This window comes from Tranquillimonas rosea, assembly GCF_900111315.1.
Classification (GTDB): Bacteria; Pseudomonadota; Alphaproteobacteria; order Rhodobacterales; family Rhodobacteraceae; genus Tranquillimonas; species Tranquillimonas rosea.
The window spans coordinates 34,639-50,963 of the sequence record NZ_FOGU01000001.1 but is presented as its reverse complement, the minus strand read 5'-3'; the positions used below and the strand labels follow the sequence as shown (position 1 = coordinate 50,963).

Here is a 16,325-nt window from a genome sequence, read left to right as displayed (position 1 = left end):
TCCTTGTGCAGTTGCCGCTATGGCTATCCCCCACCCGTGCGACGTGCAAATGGGTGAGCCATTCGGATGGCTGAAAAGCAAGCATCGCACAATATTTAGGCGTTTAGGCCCCGATCCTGACGAGCATTGCCGAGCCTTGCGTCTCGGCATAGATCGGCGGTGCAGAAAAAGGGTGGATATGGGCACAGCCGCAATCATCGTCGCCGCCGGCCGCGGAACCCGTGTCGGCGGCCCGGTCGCAAAGCAATGGCGCGACCTCGGCGGGCGCAGCGTGGCGCGCCGCGCGATCGACGCGTTCCGCGCGGTGGGTGACATCGCGCCCATTGTCGTCGTCCTCGCCGCGGACGACCTCGGGACCGCGCCGGCGCTCGGGGACGATGTCGAGATCGTCACCGGCGGCGGCACCCGCGCCGAAAGCGTGCGGGCCGGGCTCGAATCGCTCGAAGGGCGCGGTGTCGAGACCGTGCTGATTCACGACGTCGCCCGCCCGCTGGTGCCGGCCGCGGTCATTGGCCGCGTGCGCGCCGCGCTGGAACAGGCGGACGGCGCCGCCCCGGCGCTGACGGTCAGCGACGCGCTCTGGTACGGCACGGACCGCGTCACCGGCACGCGCGACCGGACCGGCCTGTGGCGCGCGCAGACGCCGCAGGGGTTCCGGTTCGCCCCGATCCTCGCCGCGCACCGCGCCCATGACGGGACCGCGCCCGACGATGTCGCGGTTGCGCGTGCGGCGGGGCTGGAGGTCGCTATCGTGACCGGCGACGAGGCCAATCTTAAAATTACGACCGAGGCGGATTTCGCCCGGGCAGAGAAAGAACTGAGAGGCGACATGGATGTCAGGACGGGCACGGGGTTCGACGTGCACGCCTTTGCCGAGGGGGACTACGTGATACTGTGCGGCGTGAAGGTGCCGCACGACCGCACGCTCAAGGGCCATTCCGACGCCGATGTCGGGCTGCACGCCGTGACCGACGCGATCTACGGCGCGCTGGCGGACGGTGACATCGGGCGGCATTTCCCCCCTTCGGACCCGAAATGGAAGGGCGCGGCGTCCCACGTCTTTCTGACGCACGCGGCAGGCCGCGCGGCCGAGCGCGGCTACCGGCTGTCGAATGTCGACTGCACGCTGGTCTGCGAACGGCCCAAGATCGGCCCCCATGCCGCGGCGATGGCCGGCGAGATCGCGCGGCTGGTCAAGGTCGCGCCCGAGCGGGTCAGCGTCAAGGCGACGACCTCCGAGACGCTGGGCTTTACGGGCCGCGAGGAAGGCATCGCCGCGCTGGCGACGGTGACGCTGGTGGCGCCATGAGCCGGATGATCGCGACCGTCTTCTACGTGGGCCTCCTGCGGCCGGCGCCCGGCACCTGGGGCTCGGCCGCCGCCCTGCCCCTGTTGTGGCTCTTGCACATCGCGGGGGGCTTCGCGCTGGTGGTGGTAGCCACCGTCGCGGTCGCCGCGCTGGGCTGGTGGGCGATCCGGCGAGAAAGCGTCGAGGGCGGCGACCCCGATCCCTCCGAGTTCGTCGTCGACGAGGTTGTCGGTCAATGGCTTGCGCTCTGGCCGGTGTCGTTCGGCGCTGGTATGATAGGAGCAGATGTTCTGGCATTGTGGCCCGGCTGGATTGCGGCCTTTGTCCTCTTTCGCCTGTTCGACATACTCAAACCCGGCCCCGTCGGCTGGGCCGACCGCCAGCACGGCCCGACCGGAGTGATGCTGGACGACATGATCGCCGGCGTTCTGGCCGCGATCGTCGCCTCCGCCCTTGCCGCCCTTGCTCATGGAGTACTGATGTGACCTCGCCTGCCGAAACGCTCATCGACACCGCCCGCGCCGCCGGTGCGCGCATCGCAACCGCGGAAAGCTGCACGGGCGGCATGATTGCCGCCGCCATCACCGACATCCCCGGCGCCTCGGATGTGTTCGAAGGCGGGTTCGTCGCTTATTCCAACATCGCCAAGGAAGAGATGCTCTGGGTCGGCCAACCGACGCTCGACGCCCACGGCGCGGTGAGCGAGGACGTGGCCCGCGAGATGGCCGAGGGCGCCCTGTCCCGGTCGCGCGCCACCATCACCGTCGCGGTCACCGGCATCGCCGGACCCGGTGGCAGCGAGTTCAAGCCCGAGGGACACGTCTGCTTCGCCATCGCCCGAAAGGACATGGATCCGTGGACCGAGTCGGTGGAATTCGGCGAGATCGGCCGCGACGCCGTACGCCGCGCCACCGTCGATCACGCGATCAAGCTTTTGACCGAGGCGCTGTCCTGACGCCTTTCCGGGCGGCTCAGCCGTAGAGCTCGGCCGCCCGCCTCTCGAAGGCGCGCACGATCCGTTGCATCGCGTCGTAGAAGAACATGCCCGCGGCGGATTGCAGGAGGCGGTTCTTGAACTCGAAATCGACGTGGAAGTGGACTTCGCATCCGCCCTCGTCGAGATCGCGGAACGTCCAGTTCGACACCATGTGCTTGAAGGGGCCGTCGACGTACTCGGTGTCGATCTTCTTCTCGGTCTCCCACAGCGTGACCTTGCTGCCGAACTTCTCGCGGAAGACGCGGAAGGAGATCACAAGGTCCGCCTCCATCAGCTTGCCGCCGTCGATCGGCCGGGTCTGGCGGATCCGCGCGGCGGCGCACCATGGCAGGAACTGCGGGTAGGATTCCACGTCGGCCACCAGAGCGTACATCTGGTCGGCGGTGTAGGGCAGCTTGCGGGTTTCGGCGTGGGTCGTCATGTCGTATCCGTCTCAGCGCGCATCCGGGGTCATGTCGACCAAAGCGCGCGCGAAATCAAGGGGACGCCATGGCGCAACCATCCTATGTCATCGACCGCATGATCTCGGCCAAGTCCATCGCCGCCCGGATCGAGACCCTCGGCCGCGAGATCGAGACGAGCTTCGCCGGGACCGAGAAACTGGTCGTCGTGGGGCTGTTGCGCGGCTCGTTCGTGTTCATCGCGGACCTCGTCCGCGAGCTGGATCTCGATGTCGAGGTCGACTTCCTCGAGGCCTCCTCCTACGGCAACTCGACGCAGTCGAGCCGCGAGGTGCGCATCCTCAAGGACCTGCGCGGCCAGATCGGCGGACGCGACGTCCTGGTTGTCGAGGATATCGTGGATACCGGGTTCACCCTGCATCACGTCGTCGGCCTCCTGCGTTCGCGCCAGCCCCGGCGGCTCGAAACCATCGCGCTTCTCGACAAGCCCTCGCGTCGCGAGGTCGACATCAGGGCGACGTGGACCGGGTTCGAGATCCCCGATGAGTTCGTCGTGGGCTACGGCATCGACTTCGCCCAGCGGAACCGCAACCTGCCCTACATCGGCAAGGTGCGCTTCACCGAAGAGGAGCCGGCGGCGTGAACCCTGCCTGGCTCTTGCGCGCGAAACGATGGGCGCAGAACCCGCCCTCTCCCGGCCGGGTCAAGCTGGTACTGGCTGTGATCGCGGTCTGCCTCGTCCTGTTCGGGATCGAGCTGATCTGGGGATGGCCCGAATTCCTGACGCCCGAGTCGCGGCGCGGCCCGATCCGATAGGCGCCATTCACGAAATCGTAGGTGGCCAGACGGGCCATCTGCCGTAGCGTGACATGCACGGAACGCAACGAGCCAATCGGAGAGCCAGAAGATGACAGTGAAGCCCCTCGCCATCGCCGCCTGCACAGGCCTGTCCTTCATCGCCACCGCAATTCCCACCATGGCTCAGCAGGCCACGCCCGAAGAGCAGGCGGTGAACGCCCGCCACGCGCATATGCAGCTCTATTCCTACAACATCGCCCCCCTCGGCGCGATGGCGCAGGGCGAGATGGAGTATGACGCCGACACCGCCAGCCAGGCCGCGTCCAACCTCGCCGCCCTCGCCGCGCTGTCGCAGGAGCGGTACTGGCTCGACGGCACCAGCGTCGAGGACATGGAAGACACGCGCGCGCTGCCGGCAGTGTTCGAGGACCGCGAGGGGTTCGACGAGGCCAAGCAGGCCCTGATCGACGCCACCGCCGAACTCGAAGGCGCGGCTGGCGAAGGGCTCGACTCCCTGCGTGGCGTGATGCGGTCCGTTGGCGAGTCCTGCGGCGGCTGCCACGAGGATTATCGCCAGTCCGACGACTGATCCGTCCCCGCCACGCCCCCTGACGGACCAAGGAGACCTTCATGCCGCCCATTCTGCGTTGGGCCGTATTCCTGCTTCTCGTTCTGGCAGGGGCGTTCTGGTTCCTCACCCGCCCCGACACGCTCGACACCGCGCGCCTGGACGATCTGGGTGCACCGGATGTCGCGCACGGAGAACAGGTCTTCCTCGCCGCTGGTTGCGCGTCCTGCCACGCCGCGCCGGAGGGCGACGAAGGCGAAGACTCGGTGGAGGACGAAAACCCGGATGAAGACGCCCCGCCGGTTCTGGCCGGCGGCCAGCGCTTCGCATCCGGGTTCGGCACGTTCGTCGCCCCGAACATCTCGCCCGATCCCGAGCACGGCATCGGCGATTGGAGCGATGCCGAGATCATCCAGGCGGTGACCACGGGCGTTTCGCCCGACGGCGCGCATTACTACCCCGCCTTCCCCTACACCGCCTATGCCAAGGCCGACCTCGCGGACATCCGCGACCTCGTCGCCTATTGGCGGACGCTCCCCGAATCCGACACCCCGAGCGAGCCGCACGAGCTATCGTTCCCGTTCACCCTCCGCCGTGGCATCGGCCTGTGGAAGCGCGCCTTCGTCAGCGACAACTGGGTGGTCGAGGGCGATCTTTCGGAACAGGCGGCCCGGGGCCGCTATCTGGCCGAGGCGCTGGGCCATTGCGGCGAATGTCACACGCCGCGCAACCGCGCCGGGGCGCTCTTGACCGAGGCGTGGCTGGGCGGCGCCGCGAACCCGTCGGGCGACGGCCGTATCCCGAACATCACGCCGGGCGGGCTCGACTGGTCGGAAAGCAACATCGCCGCCTACCTGCGCAGCGGCTTCACCCCGTCCTACGACGTGGCGGGGGGCGAGATGACGGCGGTGATCGACAAGCTCGGGCAGTTGCCCGATGCCGAGACGGCGGCGCTGGCCGCCTATCTCAAGGCCGTGCCGCCGGTCGCGCAGACCGACGGCTGAGTGCGGCGGGGGCGCCGGTCAGGCGCCCTCTTTCTCCAGCTTTTCCAGACGGCGGTTCCGCGCCTCCTGCAACTGGGCGAAATCGTCGCCGGCATGGTAGGACGACCGCGTCAGCGGCGTGGCCGACACCATCAGGAAGCCCTTGCCATAGGCCGACTTTTCGTAAGAGGCGAACTCTTCCGGCGTGACGAAGCGGTCGACGGCGTGGTGCTTGGGGGTCGGCTGCAGGTACTGGCCGACGGTCAGAAAATCGACATCGGCGGCGCGCATGTCGTCCATCACCTGCCGCACCTCTTCCGCGCGCTCGCCGAGACCGACCATGATGCCCGACTTGGTGAACATCGACGGATCGATTTCCTTCACGCGCTGCAGGACCCGCAACGAGTGGAAGTAGCGCGCGCCGGGCCGCACCGAGGGGTACAGGCCGGGCACCGTTTCAAGGTTGTGGTTGAACACGTCCGGCTTGGCGGCAACCACGATTTCGAGCGATCCCGGTGCCGATTTCAGGAAGTCGGGCGTGAGGATCTCGATCGTGGTGCCCGGCGATTGCCGGCGGATCGCGCGGATCGTCTGGGCGAAATGCTCGGCGCCGCCGTCATCCACGTCGTCGCGGTCGACCGACGTGATCACGACGTGGTTCAGGCCCAGCTTCTTCACCGCGTCGGCGACCCGGCCGGGTTCGAACACGTCCAGCGAGTCCGGGCGGCCGGTGGCGACGTTGCAGAAGGTGCAGCCCCGCGTGCAGACCTCGCCCATGATCATCATCGTGGCGTGGCCCTGGCTCCAGCATTCGCCCACGTTCGGGCAGCCGGCCTCTTCGCACACCGTCGAGAGGTTGTGCTCGCGCATGATCGCCTTGGTCTCGGTATAACCGGAACCGGACGGCGCCTTCACGCGAATCCACGACGGTTTCTTGGGTTGGGCGTTGTCGGGGCGATGCGCCTTCTCGGGATGACGCTCGCCGGGTATCTTGAGATCGCGCGGCATGATGTCCTCGATTTTGCCCTTACCTATTGCGGTCCGAGCCTTTTGTCCATCATGCCGCGAGACTTGCGGCCGCGACCTGACCGCTCAGGCGAAGCCGAAGTAGTCGTCGGGCGACTGCGTGACGACCGTGATGTCGGCCCAATCGCCCCAGTTTTCGCCGTCCGAGGCTCGCATTTCGACCGTCGTCTCGCCCACGTGATCGTCGGCACGCACGCGCAGCCGCTCGAAATCGTCGGCTGCGATGATCACGCCGTCCGTGGCGTCGATCACACCCTCGCCGCGCATCCGGAAGTTGTGGTGCCCCTCGTCGTCGCGAATCTCGTAGAAGGCGATCGTGTCACCGTCGGACTCATCGGTCTCGGTGTGCTTGGCCAGCTTTTCGCGCCAGGCGCCGCGCGCACGGGCGACGAATATGTCGTCGACGGTGATGCTCGGTCCGATATCGACGGTCTGCGACGCCGACTGCACGCCTTGGCCGCCGTTGTCGATGTCGAGGCTGCCACCGGTGCTGGCGAAGTTCTGCGACACCATGACGGCGTCGTAGCCCGCGAAGTTGCCCCGCTCGACCCCGATGCCCATGACGTCGAGATCCGGGTTCAGGATGTTGGCGCGGTGACCGGGCGAATTCATCAGGCTCTCGTGCAGGTCCTCGACATCGTCGCGGATACCACGCTCACCCCGTTCGCTCTGCCAGGCGATGTTCTCGGCCCACCGCCAGCTGCCGTCGAAGTCGAAGCCGGCGTCGGACATCCGCTCGCCCGCCGACGATCCGCCCGCGCCGGTGTGCGAGAACCGGTCGGTGTCGAGCATCCAGTCGCTGTGGGTCTCGGCGCTTTCGTTCAGGTTCAACTCCAACTTGAGCGGCGGAGCCCCGACCTTCGCGCGCTCGTCATTCACCAGTTCGAGCATCATCCGCTCGACGTTGCTTGCAACGGACATTCGATCCCTCCATCTGCGTCCGCTGCCCGGATACAAGCCACGCGCGTCTTGCCAACCGATGGTTGAGGGTCAGCCAGTTTTGGGCGGCCCGCCGCCAGCACGGTGCGCCCGCTGGCAGAGAGATGCCGAAACCTCAGGCCGAGCGTGCGCGGACGCCCTCGCCCGCCTCCCTGAGCACGCCGGCGAGGTTCTTCATCCACCCGTCGTCGGTCGAGCTTTCGCGCCGCACCAGCGCCAGGTCGCGCCTCGGCTCCGGCGCCGCGAAACGCATCAGGCGCAGGTTCGGCGCGGCCGCCGATTCGCTCGCCGCCGCCAGCTCCGGCAGCAGCGTCACGCCGAACCCTGCCGCCACCAGCCCGCAGAGCGTCGACAGCGACGAGGCCCCCAGATCGACCTGCCGCCGCCGGGGCAGCCCGCAGACCTCGAGCGCCTGGTCGGCCAGGCAGTGCCCCTCGTCCAGGAGCAGCAGCTGATCCGAAGAGATCTCCTGCGGGCGCAGGGCGTCGGATCGATGACGCCACCTGTTCAGCGTGCCCTCGGATCCCGCCAGCAGGAAGGTGTCCGGGAACAGAGGCTCCCATGTCAGCCCCTCGCGCTGGACCGGCAGCGCGACGATGGCGGCATCCACCCGGCCCCGTTGGAGCGCGTCGATCAGCACCTCGGTCTGCGCCTCGCGCACACGGATATCCAGCGTCACGTCCTGCGCCCTGAGCCGTGCCAGGGCCAGCGGCAGAAGATACGGCGCCACCGTCGGGATCACGCCCAGGTGCAACCGCCCCGACAGCCCGTCCTGCCAGCGTACGGCCTGTTCCAGGTCGTCGACCTCGGCCAGGATCCGGCGGGCGCGGCTCAGCACCTCCTGCCCCGCCCGGGTCACCCGGGTCTCGCGCGGCAGCCGCTCCACCAGCGTCACGCCGAGGCTGCGTTCGAGCTCCTTGATCTGCTGGGACAGGGCCGGCTGGCTGACATGGGCCATCTCTGCGGCGTGTCCAAAGCTGCCGGCCTCGGCCAGGGCGGCGAAGTACTGGAGCTGACGAAGGGAGATGCGCATAGGCATTTCTTATCGCAGCAAGCGATAAATGCAATTTCTCTTTATTGCGATTATCGCCATATAACCTCGAGGACCATTCACCTGAGGAGGCGACCCATGGCTGACAAGCCGACCCTGACGACGAGCGCCGGCGCGCCGTACGTCTCGAACGACACCTCGAAGACGGCCGGCCCGCGCGGCCCGGTCATGCTGGAGGATTACCAGCTGATCGAAAAGCTCGCCCACCAGAACCGTGAGCGCATCCCCGAGCGCGTGGTGCACGCCAAGGGCTGGGGCGCCCAGGGCACGTTCACCGTCACCCACGACATCACCAAGTACACCTGCGCCAAGGTGTTCTCCGAGATCGGCAAGACGACCGAGGTGCTGAGCCGCTGGTCCACCGTCGCCGGTGAGCAGGGCGCGGCCGACGCCGAGCGCGACGTGCGTGGCTTCAGCCTCAAGTTCTACACCGAGGACGGCAACTGGGACATGGTGGGTAACAACACCCCCATCTTCTTCGTCCGCGACGCCTACAAGTTCCCCGACTTCATCCGCACGCAGAAGCGTCACCCCAAGACCAACCTGCGCTCGCCCGAAGCCATGTTCGACTTCTGGGCGGCGCAGCCCGAATCCGTGCACCAGGTCACCATCCTGATGTCCGACCGCGGCATCCCGGTGAACCCGATGCACATGAACGGCTACGGCTCGCACACGTTCTCGATGTGGAACGCCAACGGCGAGCGGCACTGGGTCAAGTTCCACTTCAAGACCCAGCAGGGCCACAAGCACTACATCAACTCCGAGGCCGAGCGCCTGATCGGCAAGACCCGCGAATCCTACCAGGAGGACCTCTTCAACGCGATCGAAGAGGGCAACTTCCCGAAATGGACGCTCTACATCCAGGTCATGCCCGAGAAAGAGGCCGAGACCTGCGGCTTCAACCCGTTCGACCTGACGAAGGTGTGGCCGCACGGCCAGTACCCGCTGGTCGAGGTCGGCGAGCTGGAGATGAACCGCAACGTCGAGAACTACTTCCAGTACATCGAGAACGCGGCCTACTCGCCCTCGAACGTCGTGCCGGGCATCGGCTTCTCGCCGGACAAGATGCTGCAGGCGCGCGTGTTCTCGTATGCCGATGCGCACCGCTATCGCCTGGGGACCCACTACGAGGCGCTGCCGGCGAACGAGGCGAAGAACGCCAAGGTGAACCACTACCACAAAGATGGTCCGATGCGGTTCTTCACCAACGACTTCGGCAACCCGGACGCCTATTACGAGCCGAACCAGTATGACGGACCCGTGGCGAACCCGACCGTGGCCGAGCCGCCGCTCGAGATCGACGGCGACATGCAGCGCTACAAGCAGGAGACCGCGGACGAGGACTTCGTCCAGCCCCGCGCCCTGTTCGAGCTATTCGACGACGGTCAGAAGCAGCGGCTCTTCGACAACATGGCCGCGGCCATGGGCCCCTGCTCGGACTCGGTGATGGAGCGCTGGTTCGCCGTCCTGGGTCGGGTGCATCCCGATTACGAGGCCGGTGTGCGTGCCGCCGTGAAGAAGGCGAGCGACGTCAACGCGGTGCCGGTCACCGACGACTCGCCGATCGAAGCGGCCGAGTAATCCGGGCCGACAGGAACGATAGCGCCGGGGCGCCTTTCGGGGCGCCCCGTTTTCTTGTGGTCAGCCAATCAACGGCTGGCGACCGCCATGCACGCGCTCGTAATGGCTGTGCAGCCGCTCCAGCGCGATCCGCAGCACGATCTTGCCCGACCGCGCCGCCCAGCCCAGCCGCTTCTCGACCGTCTCGAGCCCTTCGAGGAAGCAGCAGGTCCTGAGCGCGATATCCGCCAGCCCCGGCCCCAGTTCGGCCAGCGCGGCCTGAACCCGCGCGCGCGCCGCGTCCGAGCCCGGCTCGAGGCTCGTATCCCCGCCCCGGTCGATTCCCGCCGTCAGGAACCGGTCCCAGTTCTGCGCCACGCGCGGGCCCATCTGCGACAGTTCGAAATCCTCGCGCAGGCGTTCGCCGGCATCCACCATCTGCGAGCTCAGGAACGGGCTGCCGTCGCGGTCCTTGCGCCGCGCCAGCGCCGTGACCGGGCTTTCGCAGGCATTGTAACGCGCCCGCCCGCCCGTCGGGTCGGCGCCCAGGCTTCGGTGCTGCGCGCCGAAACGCGCGCCGTCCTCGCCGGCGCGCAGGCGCCTCAGGGCGGCCCGCCCCACCGGCGTCAGGCGATAGCGCGCGATCCGTCCGGTGCCGCGGGTGGCGATCCAGTCGCGCAGGGCCATCGCCTCGGCGACCTCGCGCGGGGTGATGGCGATCCGCTGGGTCTGGCCGTCGGCACATTCGCGCACCACCGCCGCCCTCTCCAGTCCGTCGGCCACGGCGAGACAGGTCCCCGGCGTAGCCAGGTGGCGCAGGATGCGCTGCGCCTCGGTATCGATCTCGTCGCCCTTCGGCGCCGCGTCGCGGTCCTGTTTCCGCTCGAGCTGGGTGGTCATCCTCTGTCCCCTCCGATGTGCCCCGTCCGCGTCGACGTTCGCGTCCGGGGCCGACAGGCCCGCGCCCATCCGGCGCAGGGCGTGATCGACAAGGGGGTCATCCCGGCGGGCCTCGATCCGGCGCACATGGCGCAGAACGGTCGAGGCGTGGCAGCCGGATTTCCGCGCAACTTCCCTCAACGACAACCCGAGCTCGGTATGCGCGAGATAGGCGCGGGCCGGTCCGGGTATCCAGTGCGGCCAGCTCCGGGCCGCTGTCTCAAGGTGCATCGCGTGATCCCCCATATTTGCCGCTCCACCAGTGTTTCCAACGGGTTATCTGTCGTTCTGCGTTCAAATCTTGAGCGCAATCGTTATCCGTTGGTTAACCTTCGAAGCGTGGTGGCCAGGATGCTGCGAGTTTGTTTACAATTTGAAGCGTCACCGCACGGTAGATCCGGGGCAACGCAACACGCCGATGGGTTGTGGTATCCCGGCGGTCCCGAAAAACGGAGACCGCCGATGACCGACCTGTCCGCCCTGCTCGACACGCTCCGCCGCCCCGCGATCCTGATCCGCGCCGCCCGTCACGCCCTGGCCGAGTACGACCGCCAGCGCGACCTCGGGCGCCTTCTGGCCGAGGGGGCGGGCCTGTCCCCCGACCGGGCGGTGCGGGATCTGCTGGCTCGGGAAGCGGAACTGGACGCCTCGCGCACCGAGGGCGCGGCGACCTATTCGATCGCGCGGCACATCGAGGTGCTCGTCGCACTGATGGCCGAGGCGCGGCTGCTGCTGTCGCGCCCCGGCGGGGCCCAGGGGATCAGCTGAAGGCGTCGGGCAGCGCGGCCTTTCGTTCGGCCACGTATGCCGCCAGCGCCTCGGCCGTGGCCGGGTCGATCTGCGGCTGCTGGTAATCCGCCAGCAGCTTGTCGACCCGCGCCGCGGCCAGCGCCTGGCTGTCGCGCGCGCCCTCTTCCTCCCATGTCTCGAACGGCTTGTAGTCGAACACGTTCGAGCGCCAGAAGGCCTCCTTGAAGTTGGCGTGGGTATGGGCGCAGCCCAGATAGTGTCCGCCGGGCCCGACCTCGCGGATGGCATCCATCGCCTGACCGTTGTCGCCCATGTCCACGCCGCGGGCGAAATGGTGCAGAACGCCAAGCTGGTCGGAATCCAGCACGAACTTCTCGTACGAGGCCACCAGCCCGCCTTCCAGCCAGCCGCACGAGTGCAGCATGAAGTTGACCCCGGCCAGAAGCCCGGTCTGCAGACTGTTCGCGGTTTCCATTCCGGCCTGCGCGTCCGGCAGCTTCGATCCGCAGAACGACCCCGCCGAGCGATATGGCACACCCAGCCGGCGGACAAGCTGCCCCATCCCGTAGGTCACGTGCGCCGCCTCGGGCGTGCCGAAGGTCGGCGCGCCCGAGTTCATGTCGATCGAGGTGACGAAGGCTCCGGCGATCACCGGGGCGCCCTTGCGCACCAGCTGGGCATAGGCCACGCCGGCCATCAGTTCGGCCAGCACCTGCGTCAGCGTGCCCGCCACCGTGGTCGGCGCCATCGCGCCGCCCACGATGAACGGCGAGACGATACAGGCCTGGTTGTTGGCGGCATAGACCTCGAGCGCGCCCATCATCGTCGCGTCGAAGGTCAGCGGCGAGTTGATGTTGATGAGTGATGTGAGGACCGTGTTCTCCTGCACGAACTCGTTGCCGAACAGCAGGCCGCACATGTCCACCGCGTCCTGCGCGCGGCTCGGCTCCGTCACCGCGCCCATGAACGGCTTGTCGCTCAGGATCATGTGGGCGTGCAGCATGTCGAAATGCCGCTTGTTGACGGGGACGTCCGTGGGCTCGCAGATCGTCCCGCCCGAGTGGTGCAGCCACTTGGACATCTGCCCCAGCTTTACGAAGTTGCGGAAATCCTCGATCGTGGCATAGCGCCGCCCGCCGGAAAGCCCGCGCACGAAGGGCGGGCCGTAGACCGGGGCGAGCACCAGGTTACGCCCGCCGATCTCGACGGATTTCTCGCGGTTTCGTGCTACTTGAGTGAATTGCGCCGGGGCGGTGGCGCAGAGCTCTCGCGCCAGGCCGCGGGGGATGCGGACGCGCTCCCCTTCGACGTCGGCGCCCGCGTCGCGCCAGCGTTGCAGAGCGCCGGGATTCTCGACGAAGTTCACGCCGATCTCGGCCAGGACCGTCTCGGCGTTGGCCTCGATCGTTTCCAGCGCCTCTTCAGTCAGCACCTCGTAGTTGGGAACGTTGCGCTCGATGAAGCGCGCCGTCTCGACCTGAACCGCCGTGCGTTCCGCGCGTCGCGCCGCGCCGCCGCCTGCGCCACGGCTCCGCCTGCGTGCTTGTGCCTCTGCCATGCGTCTGCCTCCGCTTTCCGCGTCGTGGTCCCGTTTCAACAGCACTTACCGGACGACGCCACCTGCGCCTGAGCCGTCTGCGCCACCTGAGGCCCGGAAACGACATGCGCCGGCGAATCCGTGCATGCTGCGTCTTGCGCGGACCGGCCGAGCGCCCTAAGCCCCGTGCCATGTCCGAGACCTATCACGACCGCCTCCTCATCGTCGATTTCGGCAGCCAGGTGACCCAGTTGATCGCGCGCCGGCTGCGCGAGGCACGGGTCTACTGCGAGATCCATCCCTTCGACCAGATCGACGACGCCGCGCTCGACCGGATCGCGCCACGGGCGGTGATCCTGTCCGGCGGGCCCGGCAGCGTGCCCGAGCCCGGGTCACCCCGCGCGCCGCAAAAGCTGTTCGAGATGGGGATTCCGGTGCTCGGCATCTGCTATGGCCAGCAGGTGATGATGGACCAGCTCGGCGGTGCGGTCGAATCGGGCCATCACCGCGAATTCGGCCGCGCCCGCGTGGCGCCTGCCGGCGACCACGCCGACGACCGGATCTTCGCGGGCCTGTTCGCCACCGGCGAAGAGCAGGTCTGGATGTCCCACGGCGACCGCGTCACCGCGCTGGCGCCGGGATTCGAGGTCATCGGCACCTCGCCGGGCGCCCCCTTCGCGATGGTCGCCGATTACGACCGGCACTTCTTTGCGGTGCAGTTCCACCCCGAGGTCCACCACACTCCGAACGGCCGTCGCCTGCTGGAGAACTTCACCCGCTATGCCGGTTTCACCGGCGACTGGACGATGGGCGCCTACAAGGCCGAAGCGATCGAGAAGATCCGCGCCCAGGTCGGCGACGGCAAGGTGATCTGCGGCCTGTCCGGCGGTGTCGATTCCTCGGTCGCCGCTGTCCTGATCCACGAGGCGATCGGCGATCAGCTGACCTGCGTGTTCGTCGATCACGGCCTTCTGCGCCTGAACGAGGCGGACGAGGTCGTGACCATGTTCCGCGACCACTACAACATCCCGCTCATCCACGCGGACGAAAGCGACCTGTTCCTCGATGCGCTCGAAGGCGTCAGCGACCCCGAGGTCAAACGCAAGACGATCGGCGGGCTGTTCATCGACGTGTTCCAGAAGCACGCGGGCGAGATCGGCGGCGCCGAGTTCCTTGCCCAGGGCACGCTCTACCCGGACGTGATCGAATCCGTCAGCGTCTCGGGCGGCCCGTCGGTCACCATCAAATCGCACCACAATGTCGGCGGTCTGCCGGAGAAGATGGGGCTGAAGCTGGTCGAACCGCTGCGCGACCTGTTCAAGGACGAGGTCCGCGCCCTCGGCCGCGAACTGGGCCTGCCCGACAGCTTCATCGGTCGCCACCCCTTCCCCGGCCCCGGCCTGGCCATCCGCTGCCCCGGCGAGATCAGCCGCGACAAGCTGGAGATCCTGCGGCGAGCCGACGCGGTGTTCATCGACCAGATCCGCAAGCATGGCCTCTATGACGAGATCTGGCAGGCCTATGTCGCGATCCTGCCCGTGCGCACCGTGGGCGTGATGGGCGACGGACGCACCTACGACTATGCCTGCGCGCTCCGGGCCGTGACCTCGGTCGACGGGATGACGGCGGATTTCTATCCCTTCAGCCACGACTTCCTGGGCGAGACCGCCACGCGGATCATCAACGAGGTCACCGGTATCAACCGCGTGACCTACGACATCACGTCCAAACCTCCGGGAACCATCGAATGGGAGTGATCCGGCGGCTTCTGGCCACCGGATGCGTCATCTTCCTTCTGGGCAGCGGCGGCACCGCGGCGTTCGTGCTGACCTACGCGCCGCCGGCGTTGCCGGACAACGCCGCGGCGGTGGTGGTCCTGTCCGCCGGGACCACCGCCGATGGCCGGATGACGCCCGAGACGGCGGCACGGGCGCGGTCGGGGGTCACGCTCTGGCAAGAGCTGGCGTCGGACGGAGAGGCGCCGCTTCTGGTCATGTCCGGCGGACGCGGCGGCGGCGACCCGCGCGCCAAGGCCGCGATGATGGCCGATGCCGCGCGCGATGCCGGTGTGCCGCCGGCGCGGCTCCGGGCCGAGGGCGGATCGCACTCGACCTTGCAGAACGCTCTCTTCACGCGCGACATCCTTGGCCCCATTGCCGAGGACAGGCTGATCCTCGTCTCCAGCGCCTATCACCTGCCCCGCGCATGGGCGAGCTTCCGGTGGGCGGGGATGGACGGCCTGACGCTTTACGCTGCCGACGGGCCGAACCCGCGCCTGCCGACCGTGCCGATCCTGTTGGAAGGGGTGAAATGGCCGGTCAACATCCTGCGCGCGGCGGGATATTCGGCCGCCGACGCGCTTGGTGTGCCCGAGGCCGGGCTGACGCCCCTGCTCCACTAAGCCCCCTCGCGCCCGGCTCGCGCTGCGGCTAAAGAGGGCCAGCGAGGGGGAGTGACCGGAATGACCGAGCTGAAGCGCATGGTGCCGGCGGACGCGAATCCGCTGGAAGCGGCGGCATGGATGGCGGGCGCAATCGTGTCGTTTTCCGCGATGGCCGTGGCGGGGCGCGAGGTCTCTCTCGAACTCGACACGTTCGAGATCATGACCTACCGCTCGCTCGTCGGCGTGGTGCTGGTCCTGATCGGCGCGAGCGCGTTGGGCACCTTGCGAGAGGTCAGCACGCGGCGGTTCGGACTGCACGTCGTGCGCAACGTCTTTCACTTTACCGGCCAGAACCTGTGGTTCTTCGCCATCGCGACTGCGCCGCTCGCACAGGTCTTTGCACTGGAGTTCTCGGCGCCGATCTGGGTCGCGCTGGCGGCGCCGTTCGTCCTGTCCGAGAGGCTGACGCGCACGCGGCTGATCGCGGCGCTCGTGGGGTTCGCCGGCATCCTGATCGTCGCGCGCCCGGACATGTCGGGGCTCGCCCCCGGCCTGCTTCCGGCGGCGCTGGCGGCGTTCGGCTTTGCCGGGTCGATCCTGACCACGAAGATCCTGACGCGGACCGCGACGATCACCTGCATCCTGTTCTGGCTGACCTCGATGCAGGCGGTGTTCGGGCTGGTCTGCGCGGGGCTCGACGGGTCCATCGCGCTGCCCTCGGCGGGGAACCTGCCGTGGATCGGCGTGATCGGTCTGGCCGGGCTGATGGCGCATCTGTGCCTGACGACGGCGTTGTCGGTCGCGCCCGCGACGCTGGTCGTGCCGTTCGACTTCCTGCGTCTGCCCGTGATCGCCGCGGTGGGCATGCTGATGTACGCCGAGCCGGTGGCGCTGTCGGTCGCGGTCGGCGCGGCGCTGATCTGCGGGGCGAACTATCTCAACGTCTATGCCGAGCGGCGCCGGCGGACGGGACTTGTTGCGCAAAGATGACGGGGTGTCAGGCCACGATTGCGTGACGCACCGTCATTAATTGACCGCAATCTGATGCCATCGCTAGCGTACCGGGACCACTCCGGGAGGCAAC

The 16,325-nt window shown here is 67.9% G+C and carries 18 protein-coding genes; 12 read left to right on the top strand and 6 right to left on the bottom strand.

What is annotated here, in order from left to right:
- Positions 1-178 precede the first annotated feature (178 nt).
- Genes BMZ25_RS00255 through BMZ25_RS00245 form a run of 3 tightly spaced genes read left to right on the top strand, consistent with a single transcriptional unit; the run spans position 179 to position 2,264 of the window.
- Complete coding sequence (locus tag BMZ25_RS00255; protein WP_092686685.1) at positions 179-1,309, top strand: bifunctional 2-C-methyl-D-erythritol 4-phosphate cytidylyltransferase/2-C-methyl-D-erythritol 2,4-cyclodiphosphate synthase; 1,131 nt, start codon at positions 179-181, stop codon at positions 1,307-1,309.
- A complete protein-coding gene (locus tag BMZ25_RS00250) occupies positions 1,306-1,794 on the top strand; it encodes a phosphatidylglycerophosphatase A family protein (protein ID WP_092686682.1) in 489 nt (162 codons plus the stop codon). The genes BMZ25_RS00255 and BMZ25_RS00250 overlap by 4 nt, the downstream gene beginning before the upstream one ends.
- Positions 1,791-2,264, top strand: a complete 474-nt coding sequence (locus BMZ25_RS00245) for a CinA family protein (RefSeq protein ID WP_092686680.1) — start codon at positions 1,791-1,793, stop codon at positions 2,262-2,264. Before BMZ25_RS00250 ends, BMZ25_RS00245 begins: the two co-directional genes overlap by 4 nt.
- Before the next feature lie 16 nt (positions 2,265-2,280).
- Here the strand turns inward: BMZ25_RS00245 and BMZ25_RS00240 are convergent, their stop codons facing one another.
- Positions 2,281-2,727 carry a type II toxin-antitoxin system RatA family toxin gene (locus BMZ25_RS00240; protein WP_092686677.1) on the bottom strand — a complete coding sequence of 149 codons (447 nt, stop codon included), beginning with the start codon at positions 2,725-2,727 and terminating at the stop codon, positions 2,281-2,283.
- Between the two features lie 68 nt (positions 2,728-2,795).
- On the opposite strand from BMZ25_RS00240, the gene hpt reads away from it, so the two are divergent.
- From hpt to BMZ25_RS00225, 4 genes are all read left to right on the top strand, one after another.
- Positions 2,796-3,350, top strand: a complete 555-nt coding sequence (gene hpt / locus BMZ25_RS00235) for a hypoxanthine phosphoribosyltransferase (protein WP_092686674.1) — start codon at positions 2,796-2,798, stop codon at positions 3,348-3,350.
- The gene (locus BMZ25_RS20635; RefSeq protein WP_177190338.1) at positions 3,347-3,523 is read left to right on the top strand and encodes a hypothetical protein; all 177 of its coding nucleotides are present in this window, start codon (positions 3,347-3,349) and stop codon (positions 3,521-3,523) included. Before hpt ends, BMZ25_RS20635 begins: the two co-directional genes overlap by 4 nt.
- 91 nt (positions 3,524-3,614) lie before the next feature.
- Positions 3,615-4,094 (top strand): c-type cytochrome, encoded by a 480-nt coding sequence (locus BMZ25_RS00230; protein ID WP_092686671.1) that lies wholly within the window; start codon positions 3,615-3,617, stop codon positions 4,092-4,094.
- Positions 4,095-4,135: 41 nt separating this feature from the next.
- On the top strand, positions 4,136-5,077 hold the full coding sequence (locus tag BMZ25_RS00225; RefSeq protein WP_092686668.1) for a c-type cytochrome: 942 nt from the start codon (positions 4,136-4,138) through the stop codon (positions 5,075-5,077).
- A gap of 18 nt (positions 5,078-5,095) precedes the next feature.
- On the opposite strand, the gene lipA is transcribed toward BMZ25_RS00225, so the two are convergent.
- From lipA to BMZ25_RS00210, 3 genes are all read right to left on the bottom strand, one after another.
- Entirely contained in the window at positions 5,096-6,067 is a 972-nt protein-coding gene (gene lipA / locus BMZ25_RS00220; protein ID WP_268874182.1) for a lipoyl synthase, read from the bottom strand.
- A gap of 81 nt (positions 6,068-6,148) precedes the next feature.
- On the bottom strand, positions 6,149-7,003 hold the full coding sequence (locus BMZ25_RS00215) for a CAP domain-containing protein (protein ID WP_092686662.1): 855 nt from the start codon (positions 7,001-7,003) through the stop codon (positions 6,149-6,151).
- Positions 7,004-7,136: 133 nt separating this feature from the next.
- Positions 7,137-8,054, bottom strand: coding sequence for a LysR substrate-binding domain-containing protein (locus tag BMZ25_RS00210; RefSeq protein ID WP_092686657.1), 918 nt, complete (start codon positions 8,052-8,054; stop codon positions 7,137-7,139).
- A 96-nt stretch (positions 8,055-8,150) separates the two neighbouring features.
- Between BMZ25_RS00210 and BMZ25_RS00205 the strand changes: the two genes are divergently transcribed.
- On the top strand, positions 8,151-9,653 hold the full coding sequence (locus tag BMZ25_RS00205; protein ID WP_092686654.1) for a catalase: 1,503 nt from the start codon (positions 8,151-8,153) through the stop codon (positions 9,651-9,653).
- Between the two features lie 60 nt (positions 9,654-9,713).
- On the opposite strand, the gene BMZ25_RS00200 is transcribed toward BMZ25_RS00205, so the two are convergent.
- On the bottom strand, positions 9,714-10,802 hold the full coding sequence (locus BMZ25_RS00200; protein ID WP_092686651.1) for a DUF6456 domain-containing protein: 1,089 nt from the start codon (positions 10,800-10,802) through the stop codon (positions 9,714-9,716).
- A gap of 231 nt (positions 10,803-11,033) precedes the next feature.
- Here BMZ25_RS00200 and BMZ25_RS00195 point away from each other — a divergent pair, with 231 nt between their 5' ends.
- On the top strand, positions 11,034-11,339 hold the full coding sequence (locus tag BMZ25_RS00195; protein ID WP_092686648.1) for a DUF6477 family protein: 306 nt from the start codon (positions 11,034-11,036) through the stop codon (positions 11,337-11,339).
- Here BMZ25_RS00195 and BMZ25_RS00190 read toward each other — a convergent pair.
- The gene (locus BMZ25_RS00190; RefSeq protein WP_092686645.1) at positions 11,332-12,879 is read right to left on the bottom strand and encodes a trimethylamine methyltransferase family protein; all 1,548 of its coding nucleotides are present in this window, start codon (positions 12,877-12,879) and stop codon (positions 11,332-11,334) included. The genes BMZ25_RS00195 and BMZ25_RS00190 overlap by 8 nt on opposite strands.
- Positions 12,880-13,049: 170 nt before the next feature.
- Here BMZ25_RS00190 and guaA point away from each other — a divergent pair, with 170 nt between their 5' ends.
- Genes guaA through BMZ25_RS00175 form a run of 3 tightly spaced genes read left to right on the top strand, consistent with a single transcriptional unit; the run spans position 13,050 to position 16,231 of the window.
- Positions 13,050-14,615: a glutamine-hydrolyzing GMP synthase gene (guaA, locus tag BMZ25_RS00185; protein WP_092686642.1), complete on the top strand. Its 1,566-nt coding sequence runs from the start codon at positions 13,050-13,052 to the stop codon at positions 14,613-14,615.
- A complete protein-coding gene (locus BMZ25_RS00180) occupies positions 14,606-15,259 on the top strand; it encodes a YdcF family protein (RefSeq protein WP_092686639.1) in 654 nt (217 codons plus the stop codon). The genes guaA and BMZ25_RS00180 overlap by 10 nt, the downstream gene beginning before the upstream one ends.
- 60 nt (positions 15,260-15,319) lie before the next feature.
- Entirely contained in the window at positions 15,320-16,231 is a 912-nt protein-coding gene (locus tag BMZ25_RS00175; RefSeq protein ID WP_235859737.1) for a DMT family transporter, read from the top strand.
- Positions 16,232-16,325 lie beyond the last annotated feature (94 nt).